Origin of the sequence: Rhodococcus sp. C1 (assembly GCF_020809065.1) — a bacterium.
In the GTDB taxonomy this organism is placed as follows: domain Bacteria; phylum Actinomycetota; class Actinomycetes; order Mycobacteriales; family Mycobacteriaceae; genus Rhodococcus_F; species Rhodococcus_F qingshengii.
Map to the genome: position 1 here is coordinate 1,601,666 of NZ_CP078080.1, position 17,121 is coordinate 1,618,786.

Sequence of the window (17,121 nt, forward strand, 5' to 3'; positions counted from 1 at the left end):
CGTCACTGATACTCCCGCAGTCGAGGCCAGAATCCGATGAAGATTCCGGCAACTCCGAGAACTGCCAATACAGACATGCCCGGTGCAGAGGCAGCCAACACCCGGGAGGCGTACGAGACGTCGGACCGAAGATTCGTGCGCGAATCCACGATTCCCTGCCAGAGTTCGTGATCGAGCTTTCCGTACTCCGCGGCCGAATCCTGTTCTCCGGCGCCGATGGTGATGGCTGCGGCGGACGTGAAGTCGCCGTTTCCGAGACGGTCGTACATGCGCGTGTGCGCAGCCACCCACTGCTGGCGCGAGTCGAGTGCGGCGGTCAGCACTTCGCTGTTCACTCGGGCGCGTTCGTCGCTTTGCAGGCCCTCGAGGATGTCCCGCAGAGCATCGACCTTGCGGGTGAACGTCACGTTGTCCTCGGCGGTCGAATCCCGCCTCGCCAGCGTGAGGGTTTCCACGGTGCGTGCTTGCTGCGCCATGATTCGTGCCTCGGTCAGTTCGTGCAGTGGCTCGGCCCCGGCGTCGAGCGCGCGCCCGGTGGCCAGTGCGGAGACCAGTCCGACCGTGAGCAGCCACAGCAGAGCTGCAGCGACCGCGAGCGAGGCAAGGATCAACCCGAGATTGAAGCGTCGGCGACTCTTGCGGGAGAAGTACATCTGTGTCGCCACCAGCGCGCACAGCACGAAGACGAACGCCACGATCGGCCACCACGGTGGAGTCTCGAAATCGCGCTGTACTTGGGAGACCAGCGTCTCCTGCGAGGCGTGCAGTTGCTGGGCCATCGGCAGCAGCGAGGTCTGCATCAACTGCGAGGCCTCGCTCAAATATGCTGCCCCGACCGGGTTTCCGACGCGATTGTTCGCCCGTGCAGTTTCGACCAGCCCGGTGTAGACGGAGAGGTCGGTCGAGATTGTGGTCAACGCGCTGTGACCGGCAAGATCGGTCGAGTCGAGACCGGCCGACGCCTGGACGATCTCCGCAGAGGCCTCACCGATCGACTGCGTGTATCGGTCGCGGACTTCGGCGGGTTCGAGGCCGCCGGAGATGAAGGCGGTGGCCGCGGCGGCGTCTGCCAAGGACAACGCACTGTAGAGATTCTGGGCCGAGTTGGCGAGAGGCTCGGTTTCGACGAGGAGGAGGTCGAGGTTCGCCTGGCGGTTCTCGATCGCTGCGGTGGCGAGGAGTCCGGAGATCAAAGTGATCGCGATCAGGATCAGTCCGACGACGGTCAACCGGCCAGGCGTCGAGGACATGAAGGCCTGCAGTTCGCGCCGCAGAAGTGCCTGCTCGTCCTCCGCCGACACTGATGTGGCCTCGGAGTGCGGCAGCGACCGGGGTTCGATGGACGGGACGACACGGTCGACCATCGAGCACCTCACTTCGCTGTAGGCGGGCTACCGAGAAATGATGCCGCCGAGAAATGATTCAGGGCATCTTCGCGAGCATATAAGCATCACCTACACCTGGAGCAGATTGAAACGGTTAGTGTGGGACAACGGCGAGAGCGGGCGGAGCGAGGTAGTCGATGCGTGGTGACGGTGACGGTTGGTCCATCGGATCGGACGGTACTCGGCATTGGGGTAAACACGGAGCTGCAGGACTGCTTCTGCGTGCCCCCGATTCGGACGGATCACCCATGGTCTTGCTGCAGCATCGTGCGGCGTGGAGCCATCAGGGCGGAACGTGGGCACTGCCCGGCGGTGCGCGGGACTCACACGAGAGCACGACGCACGCTGCCGTCCGGGAGGCACACGAAGAAGCAGGTATCGCCGAGGACGCCGTCCGTGTCCGCGGGGAAGTAGTGACGATGCGCGCCGAGAGCGGGTGGACTTACACCACCGTCGTGGCTGACGCGGCGCATCCACTGTCGACGGTTGCCAATGGTGAGAGCACCGAGTTGCGGTGGGTACGCGAAGCCGACGTCGACTCACTGCCGCTGCATCCGGGCTTCGGTTCCTCATGGCCCGACCTCCGGACCGAGCCTGTTGTGGCCGTGGACGGCGATCCGCACACCGTCGTGCTCGAGGACGGCGGATTCGGATGGTTGTCGGGTAGTTCCCACCACGGCAGTGACCAGGCAGGCAGCGACCAGGCAGGCAGCGACCAGGCACGCGGTGACCAGGCAGGCAGCGACCAGAACCTGTCCGAGGCGAGCAGTACCCAGTCGTAGCAGTCGAGTCTTCACAGTTCATACACAGCAGAAGGGCCGGACTCCGCGGGAGTCCGGCCCTTCGGTGTTTCGGTCGTCGACCGAAACGAGGCTCAGCTGAGCGAGTTCAGCGCCGTGATGAAGCTGACCGCGGTGATACCGAGCTTGAGCAGCTCGCTGATCTTGCCGAGGTTCAGGTCTTCGAGCGATTCGGTGCTGAGCGAGCCGGTGTCGAGGGATCCCATTTAGTGCTCCTAGGTTCAGTTAGTAACTGGAGGTAAACTACAACAAACCGAATGGGATGTGACACGCAATCGAAGCAACTGTGAGCAAGATCACTTAATCCGACTTTTCGGACATCCAATCGCACCTAGGAACTGGGAGTTTGTTGTCTGATCGGACAACTTCCGTTCACAATTCGAGTCAGGCGTGCTGACCCGTAACTGTGCGGAAATCGCCCGGCAAACACTTGACGAACGCCAGTTACCGGCTTTCAGCGCCCAGCGACGGCTGCGGCGAGGCGTTGCGCGGCCGCCTGGGGATCCGATGCTTGCGTGATTGCACGCACGACGACGATGCGCGTGGCGCCGGCATCGAGCAGCTCTGGCAGACGTTCCTCGTCGATGCCGCCGATCGCAAACCAGGGCCGCGGCGGTGCGGCGTCGGCGGTCGATCGAACCAGTTCCAAACCGGACGCACTTCGATTCGGTTTGGTCGGTGTCGCCCAGACCGGCCCGGTACAGAAGTAGTCGACGCCCTCCTCGATGGCGGCCAGACTCGCCTGCGCGCGACTGCTCGTCGAACGGCCGATGACGACGTCTTCACCGACAACGGTTCGCGCGTAGGGGACGGGAATGTCGTTCTGGCCGAGGTGGAGGATGTCGGCGCCGGAAGCCATCGCGAGATCCGCGCGATCGTTGACGGCCAACAATGCGCCGTGGCGTCGCGCTGCGGCCGCGAGAATGCCCAGCGCCACCAGTTCGTCCTTGGCCTCGAGCGGGCCGAACTCGCGCTCACCGGCAGAGCCTTTGTCACGCAATTGGATGATGTCGACTCCGCCGGACAATGCTGCCTCGGCGAACTGCGCGAGGTCGCCTTTCTCGCGGCGCGCGTCGGTGCACAGGTACAGCCGTGCTGCTGCCAGGCGCTCGCGCCGGTCGATGTCGTTACTGGGATGTGTGGGGTGCACGGAGCAAACGGTAGCCTCTAGGGAGCAAGGTTCGACACGGGAGTCCTGAAACGTCGTCGTCACTTTTTGTCGTGACTGCGAGGTTCGTAGGGCTGAGAGGGGATCGCGACCAGATCCCGACCGTCAGACCTGACCCGGATCATGCCGGCGCAGGAAGTGGAGGTGGAGTTTCGTGAGTACACACGCTCGTACGGTGTCGGTTGTCGGCGGCGGTGTCATCGGTCTCGCTATCGCGTGGCGAGCAGCCCGCGACGGGTGGGCCGTTCGGTTGTACGACCCGTCCATTGGATCAGGTGCTTCGTGGGTGGCGGGCGGAATGCTTGCCCCGCTTTCCGAAGGCTGGCCGGGTGAAGAAACCGCGTTGACAATCGGTGCAGCGTCCCTGGAACGGTGGCCGACGTTCGGCGAGGAGCTCGGAAAATTCGGGCAATCGGTCTTCACCGCGGACAGCTCGCTGACGGTTGCACTCGACGCTGCCGACGCGCAGGACCTGCAGACCATCGCCGAGTGGGTGAGCTCGCAGGGGCACGAACTCGAAGTTCTCGGTCGCGCGCGCATCCGTGAACTCGAACCGATGCTGGGCCGGGGCATCCGGTCGGGGTTGATGGCTGTCGGTGAGTCCGCCGTCGACAACAGACTTCTGCTGGCGGCGTTGCAGAAGGCCTGTGCGGAATCCGGCGTCGAATTGATCGCGCGGGCCGTCGACGACCTTGCCGAACTCGATACCGATCAGATAGTGCTCACCGCCGGTATCGCGTCACCCAAGCTGTGGCCCGGGCTACCGGTACGCCCGGTCAAGGGCGAAATCCTTCGCTTGCGCAGTAGGCCTGGAGTCACCCCGGCGCCCAGCCGCACCATCCGCGGAAGCGTCCACGGGCGGCCCGCCTACCTCGTCCCGCGCGGTGACGGAATCGTCGTCGGCGCAACACAATACGAGTCTGGTGAGGACACACAGGTCACGATGGCCGGGGTACGGGACCTGATCAACGACGCCGAGGCACTGATGCCGGCGATCGGCGAATACGAACTGTACGAGTGCGCGGCAGGTCTGCGTCCCATGACGCCGGACAACCTGCCGTTGATCGGGCGCGTGTCCGATCGTGTTGTCGTCTCCACCGGGCACGGCCGCAACGGAGTCCTGCTGACGCCCGTCACCGCCGATGCGACGGTCGCGTTGCTGAACGGCACATCTTTGGTCGAGGTAAAAGGAACCGAACCCGAGCGGTTCGCAGTAGCTAAGGAAAATTCATGAGTGAGCAGGTCCCGATCGGGATCACCGTCAACGGCGAAGATCTCGAGTTCGATCGAGCAGTCACGGTGACCGAACTTCTGACGCACCTCGAGTTGCCGAGCAAAGGCATCGCCGTCGCCGTCGACGGTGCGCTCTTTCCTCGCGGGCGTTGGGACGAATCCGTCGGACGTGGTTGGGAAATCGAGATCCTCACGGCGGTGCAGGGTGGCTGAGCAGGACCTTCTCACTATCGCGGGCCGCAGTTTCGGTTCCCGGCTCATCACGGGGACAGGCGGCGCCGCCAACCTTGCGGTCCTCGAGGAAGCGCTTGTCGCCTCCGGTACCGAACTGACCACCGTCGCGATGCGGCGAGTCGACGCGGCCGGCGGCACCGGCGTTCTGGACCTGCTTCGTCGCCTCGGAATCGAACCGTTGCCGAACACCGCCGGGTGTCGGGGCGCCGCCGAAGCGGTCCTGACGGCGCAGTTGGCACGCGAAGCGCTCGAGACGAACTGGGTCAAACTCGAAGTCATCGCCGACGAGCGGACTCTGCTGCCCGACGCAATCGAACTCGTCTCCGCCGCAGAACAATTGGTGGACGACGGATTCACCGTCCTGCCGTACACGACGGACGATCCGGTGCTGGCGCTTCGCCTCGAAGAGGTCGGCTGCGCGGCAGTCATGCCGCTCGGTTCACCCATCGGGACAGGGCTGGGTATCGCGAATCCGCACAATATCGAGATGATCGTCGAGCGCGCCGGCGTGCCCGTCATCCTCGACGCCGGAATCGGAACGGCCAGCGACGCCACCCTTGCCATGGAGTTGGGCTGCGACGCCGTCCTACTTGCGACAGCGGTGACGCGGGCCAAGAATCCCGCGTTGATGGCGTCGGCGATGCGGCACGCAGTGGTAGCAGGTTTCGAAGCGCGTCACGCCGGCCGGATTCCCAAGCGGTTCTGGGCCCAAGCATCGTCCTGACGGACCATTTCCGGGTGTTTTCTCAGGGTTATGCCCAGATTGTCCGGCTTCGTGTCCTACCTGAGTACCACTCGGAACTAGACCTGTGGCCGATGTGCTGGTCATTGCCGGTAGGGCAAAGTTCTCCTCATGATTGAACTGAGGGGATTGACCAAGGTTTACGGACCGACGAAAGCGGTGGACGATTTGTCGTTCACGGTCAAGCCGGGCATCGTGACGGGCTTTCTGGGCCCGAACGGTGCTGGTAAGTCGACGACGATGCGGATGATCCTGGGTCTGGATCAGCCGACGTCGGGTGCGGCGTTGATCGAGGGCAAGCCGTACCGGGAGCTCAAGACGCCGTTGCGGACGGTGGGTGCGTTGTTGGATGCGAAGTGGGTGCACCCCAATCGCAGTGCGCGTGCACATCTGCAGTGGATGGCTGCTTCGAACGGGATCCCGAAGTCCCGCGTCGACGAGGTGCTCGGGTTGGTCGGGTTGTCCGAGGTGGCGGGCAAGAAGGCCGGCGGGTTCTCGTTGGGTATGTCGCAGCGTCTGGGGTTGGCGGGTGCGTTGTTGGGGGATCCGAAGGTGTTGTTGTTCGACGAGCCGGTCAACGGTCTCGATCCGGAGGGCATCGTCTGGATTCGTAAGTTCATGCAGCGGTTGGCGGCCGAGGGCCGCACGGTGCTGGTGTCGAGTCACCTCCTGTCGGAGATGGCGCTCACGGCGGAGCAGTTGGTGGTGATCGGTCGGGGTCGGTTGATTTCGGATTCGACGGTCGCGGAGTTCGTGGATCGTTCGTCGGAGTCGACGGTGCGCGTGCGCAGCCCACAGCTCGATGCGTTGCGCAGTGTGTTGCTCTCGCAGGGGCTGACGGTGCGTGAAGACGGTTCCGGCGTTGCCCCGGCATTGGTGGTCGTGGATTCGACCACCGATGTGATCGGTGGTTTAGCTGGTTCGCAGGGAATCGTGTTGTACGAGTTGGCTTCTGTGCAGGGGTCGCTCGAGGATGCGTTCATGAAGTTGACCGGGGACGATGTCCAGTACCACGCATCCGGTATCGATCCGGGTGTCGGTGCACACCACGCAAATACACAGCAGGCAAACACGCAGCAGGCTATGGGAGGTGCACTGTAATGGCTGTTCTCAGTGCTGAACGTATCAAGATCACCACGACCAAGTCGCCGCTGTGGTGCTCGGTCATCATCGTCGTGCTCGCGCTCGGCTTCGCGGCCATCATGGGCGCGGTTGCCAAGTCGGCTCTGACGTCCTCCGACGTCCAGGGAGCACCGGACCTCGACACCGCCGTTGCCACGGCCGGCATCTCGGGTTTCGGAATCATGGTTCTCATGATCATGGCGGCCCTCGCGGTCACCAGTGAGTACCGCTTCGGGACCATCCGCACCACCTTCCAGGCCGTTCCGAACCGTGCCTCGGTTCTGATCGCCAAAGCCGGCCTCATCGGTGCTTTCGGTGCTGTGCTGACATTTGTTCTCGCCTTCGGCGCGTACGCCATGGCCAAGGCCATCGCCGGTACCGAGGCGAGTGCCGGATTGACTCTGTCGAGCGGCAGTGACTGGCGCGCGATCTACGGCATCCCGATCTACGCCTTCCTGTGCGTGATTCTCGCTGTCGGCGTCGGATCGATCATTCGCCAGTCGGCCGGCGCTATTGCGTTGCTCCTGCTCTGGCCGCTGCTCATCGAGAGCCTGTTCGGACTGTTCGGCAGCTTCGGCGAGAAGATCACTCCGTTCCTGCCGTTCGCGAATGCAAACCACTTCCTCAGTGCGAGCAGCGGTGGCGTCGACTTCCACTGGGGACCCTGGGGCAGCCTGATTTACTTCGCGGCCTTCGTTCTGGTGATTTTCGGAGCAAGTATCGTCATCGTGAATCGTCGCGACGCCTGATCTTGTCGCTCCCTCGGTAGGTGTTGTCGGGAGACCTACCGAGAACAAGGAGTGACAGCAGAGTAGGGACCCAGTACGAAAAACCATTCGTACTGGGTCCCTTTCCTGTGCTCCGGCCGATATCCTCCGAAGATGAGACTCTTCGGTGTGGTTGTGGTCGCAATGGCTGGAGCACTCGTGGTGAGTGGATGCGCGTCGGGAAGTGAAGCGGCCGTCCCGACAGACCCGGTTGCATTCTCCGAGACCGTCACGGTCGACGCCGTGACCGGGCATCTGGAGCAACTCGAGAAGATCGCCGCCAACAACGAGGGCAATCGATCGGCCGGTACCCCCGGCTACGACGCCAGTGTCGACTACGTGGCAAACCTGCTCGAAGACAAGGGTTTCGAGGTCAGCACCCCGGAATTCGACTTCAGCTCCTTCGATCCCGGCACCGAATCCCTGAAAGCCGCTGACGGCTCCGATGTTCCGGTGCGGGCGCTGACATATTCCACCTCCACGGGACCGACCGGAATCACGGCGCGTCTGGTGGCGATTCCCGCCGACGAGACCCCCGGTTGCGAGGCCACCGACTACGACGGCCGCGACGTGAACGGTGCAATCGTGCTGGTCACCCGCGGAGTGTGCCCGTTCGGCGACAAGCAGAAGATCGCCGCTGATCGCGGCGCGGCGGCGTTGCTGGTTGCCAACAACGAGGACGCAATGCTGGGCGGGGCTACCTTGGGTGAACCCGAAGACGCCCGCATTCCGACCGGCGGGGTGAGTAAGGCGTCGGGCGAGGCTCTTGCCGCAGCGCCCGGAGACCTCACGCTGATTCTCGACACGTCGACGGAAACGACGAAGTCGCGCAACGTGATTGCGCAGACCAAGACCGGCGCGACCGACAACGTGGTTGTCGTGGGCGCCCACCTGGACAGTGTGCCGGAAGGTCCCGGAATCAACGACAACGGAAGCGGTACCGCAGCCGTACTGGAAACCGCGCTGCAGATGGGAAGCTCACCGAGCATCGAAAATGCCGTGCGTTTTGCTTTCTGGGGAGCGGAAGAAGTGGGATTGGTCGGCTCCACCCGCTACGTCGAGGGTCTGAGCGATCAGGAACGGGCCGACATCGCCCTGTACCTGAATTTCGACATGCTCGGTTCGCCCAACGCCGGATACCTGGCTTACGACGGCGACAACTCGGATGCCGTCGGGGAGGGGCCCGGGCCCGAGGGGTCGGCGGGCATCGAGCGCACCTTCGTCGATTTTCTCGCCGGGCGAGGGATTGCGGCGGACGGAACGGACTTCGACGGGCGCTCCGACTACGGCCCGTTCATCGAGATCGGGATCCCGGCGGGTGGCGTGTTCAGCGGCGCGGACGAGCGCAAGACGCCGGCACAGGCCGAGAAGTGGGGCGGAGAAGCGGAGGAGACCTTCGACCCGAACTACCACAGTGCCCAGGACAACCTCGCGAACATCGATCGCGAAGCGCTCGCTGCCAACGCTTCTGCAGTAGCCTTCGGAGTTGCGACGTATGCCCAGGATTTGAGCGGGCCGAACGGAGTTCCCGTCGGCGATGCCCGGACACAGGCCAGAACCGAATGATCGACTGACCGAATGATCGACTGTGCGAGCGACCAGGAGGCCACTGTGCGAGAACGGCGGCAGCACACTGTCTGTAACTCTGAGTTACGCTTGAGTTATGGCTGATCTGTCCCCGGAGAACACCGACACGGCAGGTGCTTCTTCCTCCTCGGTTCGAGGCGTCGTCGACGTCGTCTTGAACTCTGCGGCAGAACTTAACCGTCGGCAGCAGCTCATCGACGCGCTACGACGCCTCAGGCGGGCACTACCCGGTGATCCAGGGTTTGGGGATCCGCTCTCGCTCGCCGGCCCCGGCGGTGCCCGCGCCGTGGCGCGCGTCGCTGACAGATTGCTCGATCAGAAGCCGGCAGCCACTCGCGAAGTGAGCCTCGGAGCACTGCAGGTGTGGCAGGCAGCGCTGGAAAAGATGGGCCGCGGACGTGGCGATCAAGAACTGACCATCGTCTTCACCGATCTGGTGGGCTTCTCCACCTGGTCGCTCGCAGCCGGTGACGGCGCGACGCTGACCCTTCTGCGTGCGGTGGCGCAGGCCGTGGAAACTCCGATCACCGACAACGGCGGACACGTCGTCAAACGGATGGGCGACGGTCTGATGGCAGTGTTCATTCGCCCGGATGCGGCTTTGAAGGCGGTGTTCACCGCGCAGGACGCGCTCGCGGAAGTCGATCTCGACGGATACACCCCGCGCATGCGCGTCGGCCTACACACGGGTACCCCGCGTCAGATCGGTGACGACTGGCTCGGCGTCGACGTGACCATCGCCGCCCGGATGATGGGCTTGGGCGGCGACGGCAACGTCATGATGTCGGCGACAACTCTCGAGGAACTCGAAGCCGGCACCCTGGAGGATCTCGATCTCACGATCCGGCCATGGCGGCGAGGGTTTTTCGCGACCACGCCCAACGGAGTTCCCGTCGACCTGGGAATCTGGCGCGTGCGCCGGAACTAGCGCCCTGGACCTCGAGCGCTAGACCTGGAGCCGCCAGAGCGGGGACACCGGACCGTGTCCCGCGCCGAGGTCGTACGACGCCTCGAGACACTTGGTCACCCACTCTTTGCCGAACGCCACCGCGTCCGGAACGGAATAGCCGTGTGCGAGAGCGCAAGTGATCGCAGCAGCCAGCGTGTCTCCGCCGCCGTGATCGTTGCCGGTGTCGATCCGGGCACCGCTGAATTCGAGGAAACGGTCGCCGTCGAACAACAGGTCGGTGGACAACTCCGAAGTACGAAGGTGGCCACCCTTGACGATGGACCATTGAGCGCCGAGCGCATGCAGCGCTTCTGCCGCTTGGCGGGCGCTCTTGTCGTCGACGACCTCGATACCGGTGATCAACCGAACCTCGTCGAGGTTCGGAGTGACCACCGTGGCTGCCGGAATCAAGGTGTTGCGGACCGCGTCGAGAGCTTCTTCGTGCAGCAGCGGATCGCCGTGCATCGACGCGCACACCGGGTCGACCACGAGCGGAATCGGACGGTCGCGGCCGATCCCAACCTCGGCGGCAACCGCGGCCACCGCTTCGATGATCGTCGTCGACGCGAGCATTCCCGTCTTCGCCGCACCGACGCCGATGTCCGAGACCACGACGCGCACCTGGTCGGCGACGATCTCCGGCGGAATCTCGTGGAATCCGCTGACTCCCACCGAATTCTGGACCGTCACTGCGGCGACGGCCACGCAGGCGTGCACTCCGCACATCGCCATCGTGCGGGAATCGGCTTGAATGCCGGCTCCGCCACCGGAGTCGGTTCCGGCGATGGTCAATGCCCGAATCGGGGTCTGTCCGGCGGGGGTCAGGGGCAGCAGCTTCACGACGACGAGCCTACCGATCGGACCTGGGGAAACGGCAGCTCGGTCCCACCTCTCGCGGGAACGACGGCGCGAACTGCGATTGCGATCCGGTCGTTCCCGGTGCAAAAATTGGTCGAACCCGGGACAGCGTCGTCGGTAGCTGATTCTATGAGTGGCATGGATCACAGTTATGGAGAGCGTGCGAACGCAGCTGTCGCCGATCGCGCAGGTGCACATCGTGCCGTGGAGGTCGCCGCAATGAACGACATCGAAAATTCGAAAACCGGAACCTCACCGGAAGTCACGCTCGTGGACAATCCGTCGCACGAACGATTCGAACTGCTCTCCGACGACGAGTTGGTCGGCATCCTCGGATACCGCGACGAAGACGAGATTTCGGGGAGCGGAGCCGAAGCGGGCGACGTGGTTGCGTACATGCATACCGTCGTCAAAGAGGAGTACGGCGGGCAGGGACTGGCAGCCGTACTCGTGCAGTTCGCAATGGACTGCGCCCGTGAACGTGAATGGTCGGTACGGCCCGTGTGTACCTATGTTCAGCGGTACCTCGGCGAGCACCCCGAGTATCTGGAACTGCTCGTCGAGGACTAGAAGCCCGAGGGTGCAAACAGACGATCAGGCTCCGAGATTCACGATCACCCGAGATTCACGATCACCGGAGCGTGATCGCTGGCGCCCTTGCCTTTTCGCTCGTTTCGATCGATCTCGGCCGCCTCGACGCGAGCTGCGAATGCCGGTGAGCCGAGGATGAAGTCGATTCGCATACCCTGCTTCTTCGGGAAGCGAAGCTGCGTGTAATCCCAGTACGTGTACACGCCGGGACCGGGTGTGTACGGGCGAACTACGTCCGCGAACCCGGACTCGGTGAAGGCGGTGAACGCAGCTCGTTCCGGCTCCGACGTGTGGGTCTTGCCCTCGAAGAAAGCGGGATCCCACACGTCGTCGTCCGTGGGAGCGACGTTCCAGTCGCCGACCAGGGCGATCTGCGCGTCGGGATCCTGCTTGAGCCAGCCCTCCGCGTCGTCGCGCAGCTTGGCCAGCCAATCCAGCTTGTAGGCGTAATGCGGGTCTTCCAGCTCACGGCCGTTGGGGACGTACAGGCTCCACACCCGCACACCGCCGCAGGTGGCACCGATCGCACGTGCCTCGCGGACCGGGTCTGCCTCGGGATCCTTGTCGAATCCGGGCTGATCCTCGAATCCGATCTGCACGTCGTCCAAGCCGACGCGGGAAGCGATGGCGACACCGTTCCACTGGCTCAACCCGACGTGGGCGACCTCGTAGCCGATCTCCTTGAAGCGTTCGTACGGAAACTGCTCGTCCTTGCACTTGGTTTCCTGCATTGCCAGGACGTCGACGTCGGATCGACCGAGCCAGTCGATGATCCTGTCGGTACGGGCACGGACGGAGTTGACGTTCCAGGTAGCGATGCGCACGAGGGCAAGCCTAGCGTCAGCCGCCGACAGGATCGGTGGCGTATCGGTAGCGGTGGTGTTCGACGAATCCGAGCTGCTCGTACAGCGCGATCGCCGCGAAGTTGTCCGCCGAAACCTGGAGGTACGCGTGCGTCGCACCGTTCTCACGACCCCAGGAGAGTAGATCTCCGCAGATCAGCGACCCGATTCCGTGACGACGGTGTTCCGGGGCGACGTGAATGCCGGTCAGCCCTACCCAGCGTTTGTGGTCGGGTGCCTCGGTGAGCGCAGCGCGCCCGATGGCAAGCGTCGTGTCGGTGTTTCCGATCGCGCCGAAAGTTGCACTGCCCACGACAGCCGTGAGGACCGCCTCGACGTACGCCGGATCGCCGTGGGCGTCGTACATCGACAGCCAGTTGTGGTCGGGGCGGTCGGCGAACGAGGTGACCGGAGGACCGAGCGGCAGCGTGACATTGCCCAGATCGGCGGCCATCACGATGGTTTCCTTCTCGCTGGTCCACCCGTCCGGAGCGGTGCCGAGTCGATCGGGGAGGAGCAGCAGGTTCGGCAGTCCGCGGTCACCGAACCACTGGCGTATCCGCTCGATGGTGCTCGCGTCGAAGCCGGCAACCGCCCCCGCACCACCGAGCGGCAAAGCCGAATTGGCGCGGCCGGTGACACCGTGACCGGCGCGCAGCAACCAACCGTCGATCCACGCCTGCTCGACCCCCGGCCACGCCGCCGCAGCAGCCGTTTCGAGGTTTCGAATCTCGCCGATGCGAATCGGGCGGGCCGAGAGACTCTTGAGCGCGATCACCTGATCGGCGGAGACCTGGACCAGCCGACCGTCGCCGGCGCGGACGGCGATGGGATCGGCGCCCTCGAGGATGCCGATGACGTCGGTCATGGGATGCGAATAGCCGGGTGGGAGCTTGTATCGCAAAACCACCCGGCTACCGATCGAAATGTTGCCGTTCAGAGCAGAATTCTCAGTCTTCGTAATCGTCGTCGTCGTGACCGAACGGATCGTCGACGGTCCCCGGCGTCCAGGTCAGACCGGGCTTGCCCCAACCGGAACGCTTGATGATCTTCTTGGCAGCGCGCGCGTTGCGGCCGATCAGTACGTCCGTGTAGAGGAAACCGTCGAGATGCCCGGTCTCGTGCTGGAGCATCCGTGCGAAGAATCCGGTGCCCTCGACCTCGATCGGGTTGCCGTCGGCGTCGGTGCCGGTGACCTTCGCCCAATCGGCGCGACCCGTCGGGAACTGCTCGCCGGGAACGGACAGGCAACCCTCGAAGTCTTCGTCCGGGTCGGGCATCGTCTGGGGGATTTCGGACGTCTCGAGTACCGGGTTCACGACGACGCCGCGTCGACGCTCGCTGCTGCGGTCGTCACCGGGGCAGTCGTAGACGAAGACTCGCAGTGGAACACCGACCTGATTGGCCGCCAGACCGACGCCGTTGGCAGCGTCCATCGTCTCGTACATGTCTGCGATCAGTTCGGCGATCTCGGCCGGGGACTGAGTGACCGGCTCTGTCGCCTTGTGCAGTACCGGGTCGCCGACGATTCGGATGGGGAGGATAGCCATGCGGACAAGGATAGTGCGGCGCGCCCGCGTAGTTATCACGGCCCGCACACTCGATCATGGTTCAATGGTTGCTGAAGAACAGCGATGTAATTCGTTGCTCGGTCGGAACGTGGGCCGCGGGGGAAATTGTGAGTTACCTTCGGGCCAGGGGACCGGGAAACTCACGGCCGCGAGAATTCGGTCGGAAAAAGAACACCGGGCATACGAGTCTCGCTGACGCCGAGCACAGCAGTCGAGGAGTGACATGGACGGCGCAACCGCGCGTAGTCGGAACCAGTCCGAAGGCACTGGCGCCGACGATTCGGTAGTAGATACAGCAGGCATGCACGAGGTCGGCGAAGACGGCCTCACCCGCCGGGAGCACGACATCCTCTCTTTCGAGCGTCAGTGGTGGAAGTACGCCGGTGCGAAGGAAGAAGCCATCAAGGAGTTGTTCGACATGTCGGCAACCCGCTACTACCAGGTTCTCAACGCCTTGGTCGATCGCCCCGAATCCTTGGCGGCTGATCCCATGCTGGTCAAGCGCCTGCGTCGTCTGCGTGCCAGCCGTCAGAAGGCCAGGGCCGCGCGTCGCCTCGGCTTCGAGGTCACCTGAATCACGCGTACATATGATCGGGCTGTCCACGCACTGGCGATAAGGTCGACATCGTGAGTACCCCGAAAGAGCAGCCGTCCGGACCTCCGCTTCGCGCAATCGCCATGGTGTTGATCGCGTTGGCGATCGTGTTCATCGGTCTCGGAGCAGCCTCACTGGGTGGATCGAGCGACGGTGGATCGGGCGACGAGAACACCGCAGCAGAGCAGACCGAATCCTCGGCGTCTGCCACGACGAGCGCCCCCGCGCCGGCCACCACCAAGCCGGCAGCGACGACACAACCCGCTTCGGGCGATACCACCACCACGTCGCGACCCTCGGGAACTGCGACGACCACGACTTCCAGCTCCGCGAGCGGCACCGACACGTCGAATGTCAGCGTTCGAGTTCTCAACAACAGCACCGTCTCCGGTCTGGCAGCAGGCACCGCCGAGGAATTGACGGCAGCAGGTTGGAACGTCGAGGAGACGGGTAACTACAGCGAGGGCACCGTCAGTACGACGACGGTGTATTACGGATCGTCCGCGGCGGAGAAGGCAGCGGCGCAGAAGATCGCGGCTGAACTCGGAGTCTCCGCAGAGCCTCGATTCGCCGGCATCGCGAACGCGTCACCTGGCGTGATCGTGATCGTGACCTCCAACTGACCGGTCGTGAAGGTGGAACTGACCCGTCGGTTCCAGCTACTACACGCGCCGTTATGATCAGAAGCACTTTCTCGCCACCTCAAAGGAGCGGTTCGATGGCCCCCAGCAGCACCCGGCGTATGTCCTGGCGCGTCGTTGCCCCTGTAGTCGCGATTGCCGCTTTCGGCTTGACCGCTTGCAGTAACAGCGAAGAGCCCAGCAGCGTCCCCGGCACGACTCCTCCGGTGTGGACCGGTGCAGCCGATCCCAGCGCGCACGAAAGCGCGGGCGGCCACGGTTCCGAGACGGCTCACGCCGGCGCTTCTGCCGAAACGGTCACCGCAACGCTGAACGGCACCGACGGCGCCAAGGTCGGAACGGTCACGTTCGCGCAGGAAGGTAGCGACGTCAAGGTCACCCTCGACGCCAAGGGCCTCACCCCCGGCTTCCACGGATTCCACGTCCACCAGGTCGCCAAGTGCGAGACCAATTCCGTTGCCCCCAGCGGCGGAGAGCCGGGTAACTTCCTCTCGGCAGGCGGACACTTCCAGGCCGAGGGTCACACGGGCCACCCGGCGAGCGGCGACCTCACTTCGGTTCAGGTCCTCGAAGACGGCACCGCCACGCTGGTCACCACGACCGATGCATTCACCGTCGACGAACTGGTCGCAAACGGTGGAACATCCGTCATGATCCACGCCGGAGCGGACAACTTCGGCAACATCCCGACGCGTTACGCGCCGGCACCGGATCAGCAGACCCTCGACACCGGTGACGCAGGCGGACGCGTTGCTTGCGGTGTCATCACCAAGAGCTGACAAACTCACCTGAGTTTTGCATCACTTCCGGCGACTACCACGCAGTAGCCAGCACGGTGTTTTTACCGACACTGTGATTGGATTCTCTGCGTGGTAGTTCCATTTCCAGGTTCGCCGCGCCCGACGCTGGGCGTGGAGTGGGAGATCGCGCTGGTCGATCGCAAGACCAGAGATCTCTCCAACACAGCAGCCGAGGTGTTTTCGGCGGTCGAAGAGCTTGCCGGCTCCGAAACCCCGCACATCACCAAGGAACTACTGCGAAATACCGTCGAACTCGTTACGGGTATTCATTCGACGGTCGGCGAGGCGATGAGTGATCTCGACAGGTCACTGGATCTGCTTCGCCGCGCTGCGAATCCGCTCGGCGTCGACCTCATCAGCGCGGGCACGCACCCGTTCGCGCAATGGTCGACTCAGTTGGTCACACGGACGCCCGACTACGACGAGCTCATCGAACGCACGCAGTGGTGGGGTCGGCAGATGCTGATCTGGGGCGTGCACGTCCACGTTGGTGTCTCGTCCGCAGATCGCGTTTTCCCCATCATCAACGCACTGCTGCAGCGCTATCCGCATTTGCTGGCGCTGTCGGCATCCTCGCCGATGTGGGCCGGTGTCGACACCGGCTATGCGTCCAATCGAGCGTTGATGTTCCAGCAGCTCCCCACCGCAGGTCTTCCGTACCAGTTCGAGAACTGGGCCGAATACGAGTCGTTCATCGACGACCAGATGAAGACCGGTGTGATCACCAAGATCGGTGGCATGCACTGGGACATCCGTCCCGCGCCGAAGTGGGGAACCATCGAGGTCCGGGTGTTCGACGGCGTCTCGACGCGCGCCGAACTGGGTGCCCTCGTTGCTCTGGTCCACTGCCTCATCGTCGATCTGGACCGCAGACTGAGCGCCGGTGAGACTCTGCCGAACATGCAGCCGTGGCACGTCAAGGAAAACAAGTGGCGCGCAGCGAGATACGGACTGGACGCCGAGATCATCCTCGACTCCGACGCAAACGAGTGCCTCGTCACTGACGATCTGGATCGCCTGCTCGACGACTTGGCGCCGATTGCGGTCTCACTCGGCTGCGCGGACGAGTTGGCGTCGGTGGCGGACATTCCCCGTCGCGGCGCGTCCTACCAGCGGCAACGTCGTGTCGCGGAAGCGACGGGCGGCGATCTGGTTGCGGTCGTCGACGCCTTGGTCGCAGAGTTGGGCACCTAGCAGGTTCACAGTGCGAAGGACTGTTTCGCGGACTGGAAATCC

The 17,121-nt window shown here is 63.9% G+C and carries 20 protein-coding genes and 1 riboswitch; of the genes, 13 read left to right on the plus strand and 7 right to left on the minus strand.

Going from position 1 to position 17,121, the window contains the following annotated elements:
- Positions 1 to 2: 2 nt before the first annotated feature.
- The gene (locus KTR60_RS07390) at positions 3 to 1,364 is read right to left on the minus strand and encodes a hypothetical protein (RefSeq protein ID WP_007726852.1); all 1,362 of its coding nucleotides are present in this window, start codon (positions 1,362 to 1,364) and stop codon (positions 3 to 5) included.
- 158 nt (positions 1,365 to 1,522) lie between these two features.
- Between KTR60_RS07390 and KTR60_RS07395 the strand changes: the two genes are divergently transcribed.
- Positions 1,523 to 2,167, plus strand: coding sequence for an NUDIX hydrolase (locus KTR60_RS07395; protein WP_007726853.1), 645 nt, complete (start codon positions 1,523 to 1,525; stop codon positions 2,165 to 2,167).
- 92 nt (positions 2,168 to 2,259) lie between these two features.
- Here the strand turns inward: KTR60_RS07395 and KTR60_RS29195 are convergent, their stop codons facing one another.
- Positions 2,260 to 2,391 (minus strand): hypothetical protein, encoded by a 132-nt coding sequence (locus tag KTR60_RS29195; protein WP_003944354.1) that lies wholly within the window; start codon positions 2,389 to 2,391, stop codon positions 2,260 to 2,262.
- A 248-nt stretch (positions 2,392 to 2,639) separates the two neighbouring features.
- The gene (thiE, locus tag KTR60_RS07400) at positions 2,640 to 3,335 is read right to left on the minus strand and encodes a thiamine phosphate synthase (protein WP_007726855.1); all 696 of its coding nucleotides are present in this window, start codon (positions 3,333 to 3,335) and stop codon (positions 2,640 to 2,642) included.
- Positions 3,336 to 3,361: 26 nt separating this feature from the next.
- A riboswitch (TPP riboswitch) is annotated at positions 3,362 to 3,508 on the plus strand.
- On the opposite strand from thiE, the gene thiO reads away from it, so the two are divergent.
- The 7 genes from thiO to KTR60_RS07435 all read left to right on the plus strand — a co-directional run bounded on the left by thiO (position 3,508) and on the right by KTR60_RS07435 (position 9,966).
- On the plus strand, positions 3,508 to 4,587 hold the full coding sequence (gene thiO / locus KTR60_RS07405; protein WP_003944311.1) for a glycine oxidase ThiO: 1,080 nt from the start codon (positions 3,508 to 3,510) through the stop codon (positions 4,585 to 4,587). It overlaps the preceding riboswitch by 1 nt.
- Complete coding sequence (gene thiS, locus KTR60_RS07410; RefSeq protein ID WP_003944402.1) at positions 4,584 to 4,799, plus strand: sulfur carrier protein ThiS; 216 nt, start codon at positions 4,584 to 4,586, stop codon at positions 4,797 to 4,799. Before thiO ends, thiS begins: the two co-directional genes overlap by 4 nt.
- Positions 4,792 to 5,544, plus strand: coding sequence for a thiazole synthase (locus KTR60_RS07415; RefSeq protein ID WP_007726857.1), 753 nt, complete (start codon positions 4,792 to 4,794; stop codon positions 5,542 to 5,544). Before thiS ends, KTR60_RS07415 begins: the two co-directional genes overlap by 8 nt.
- 129 nt (positions 5,545 to 5,673) lie before the next feature.
- On the plus strand, positions 5,674 to 6,663 hold the full coding sequence (locus KTR60_RS07420; protein WP_125051626.1) for an ABC transporter ATP-binding protein: 990 nt from the start codon (positions 5,674 to 5,676) through the stop codon (positions 6,661 to 6,663).
- On the plus strand, positions 6,663 to 7,433 hold the full coding sequence (locus KTR60_RS07425; RefSeq protein ID WP_047268852.1) for an ABC transporter permease: 771 nt from the start codon (positions 6,663 to 6,665) through the stop codon (positions 7,431 to 7,433). Before KTR60_RS07420 ends, KTR60_RS07425 begins: the two co-directional genes overlap by 1 nt.
- Positions 7,434 to 7,565: 132 nt before the next feature.
- On the plus strand, positions 7,566 to 9,017 hold the full coding sequence (locus tag KTR60_RS07430; RefSeq protein WP_007730129.1) for a M20/M25/M40 family metallo-hydrolase: 1,452 nt from the start codon (positions 7,566 to 7,568) through the stop codon (positions 9,015 to 9,017).
- Between the two features lie 97 nt (positions 9,018 to 9,114).
- Positions 9,115 to 9,966, plus strand: a complete 852-nt coding sequence (locus tag KTR60_RS07435) for an adenylate/guanylate cyclase domain-containing protein (protein ID WP_007730127.1) — start codon at positions 9,115 to 9,117, stop codon at positions 9,964 to 9,966.
- An 18-nt stretch (positions 9,967 to 9,984) separates the two neighbouring features.
- On the opposite strand, the gene thiD is transcribed toward KTR60_RS07435, so the two are convergent.
- Entirely contained in the window at positions 9,985 to 10,827 is an 843-nt protein-coding gene (thiD, locus tag KTR60_RS07440) for a bifunctional hydroxymethylpyrimidine kinase/phosphomethylpyrimidine kinase (RefSeq protein WP_007730125.1), read from the minus strand.
- A gap of 237 nt (positions 10,828 to 11,064) precedes the next feature.
- Here thiD and KTR60_RS07445 point away from each other — a divergent pair, with 237 nt between their 5' ends.
- Complete coding sequence (locus KTR60_RS07445) at positions 11,065 to 11,415, plus strand: GNAT family N-acetyltransferase (protein ID WP_003945052.1); 351 nt, start codon at positions 11,065 to 11,067, stop codon at positions 11,413 to 11,415.
- Positions 11,416 to 11,459: 44 nt separating this feature from the next.
- On the opposite strand, the gene KTR60_RS07450 is transcribed toward KTR60_RS07445, so the two are convergent.
- From KTR60_RS07450 to KTR60_RS07460, 3 genes are read right to left on the minus strand one after another with little or no spacing between them, the layout of a single operon-like run.
- Positions 11,460 to 12,260 (minus strand): exodeoxyribonuclease III, encoded by an 801-nt coding sequence (locus KTR60_RS07450; RefSeq protein ID WP_003945060.1) that lies wholly within the window; start codon positions 12,258 to 12,260, stop codon positions 11,460 to 11,462.
- Positions 12,261 to 12,276: 16 nt separating this feature from the next.
- Complete coding sequence (locus tag KTR60_RS07455) at positions 12,277 to 13,188, minus strand: GNAT family N-acetyltransferase (protein ID WP_007730122.1); 912 nt, start codon at positions 13,186 to 13,188, stop codon at positions 12,277 to 12,279.
- A gap of 40 nt (positions 13,189 to 13,228) precedes the next feature.
- Positions 13,229 to 13,828, minus strand: coding sequence for a peptide deformylase (locus KTR60_RS07460; protein ID WP_003945053.1), 600 nt, complete (start codon positions 13,826 to 13,828; stop codon positions 13,229 to 13,231).
- 244 nt (positions 13,829 to 14,072) lie between these two features.
- On the opposite strand from KTR60_RS07460, the gene KTR60_RS07465 reads away from it, so the two are divergent.
- From KTR60_RS07465 to KTR60_RS07480, 4 genes are all read left to right on the plus strand, one after another.
- Positions 14,073 to 14,423, plus strand: coding sequence for a DUF3263 domain-containing protein (locus tag KTR60_RS07465; protein ID WP_007730120.1), 351 nt, complete (start codon positions 14,073 to 14,075; stop codon positions 14,421 to 14,423).
- 53 nt (positions 14,424 to 14,476) lie between these two features.
- Positions 14,477 to 15,067, plus strand: a complete 591-nt coding sequence (locus tag KTR60_RS07470) for a LytR C-terminal domain-containing protein (protein ID WP_042926201.1) — start codon at positions 14,477 to 14,479, stop codon at positions 15,065 to 15,067.
- Positions 15,068 to 15,162: 95 nt separating this feature from the next.
- Positions 15,163 to 15,864 carry a superoxide dismutase[Cu-Zn] gene (sodC, locus tag KTR60_RS07475; protein ID WP_007730117.1) on the plus strand — a complete coding sequence of 234 codons (702 nt, stop codon included), beginning with the start codon at positions 15,163 to 15,165 and terminating at the stop codon, positions 15,862 to 15,864.
- Positions 15,865 to 15,954: 90 nt separating this feature from the next.
- The gene (locus tag KTR60_RS07480) at positions 15,955 to 17,079 is read left to right on the plus strand and encodes a glutamate--cysteine ligase (protein ID WP_003945034.1); all 1,125 of its coding nucleotides are present in this window, start codon (positions 15,955 to 15,957) and stop codon (positions 17,077 to 17,079) included.
- The last annotated feature ends 42 nt before the right edge of the window (positions 17,080 to 17,121 follow it).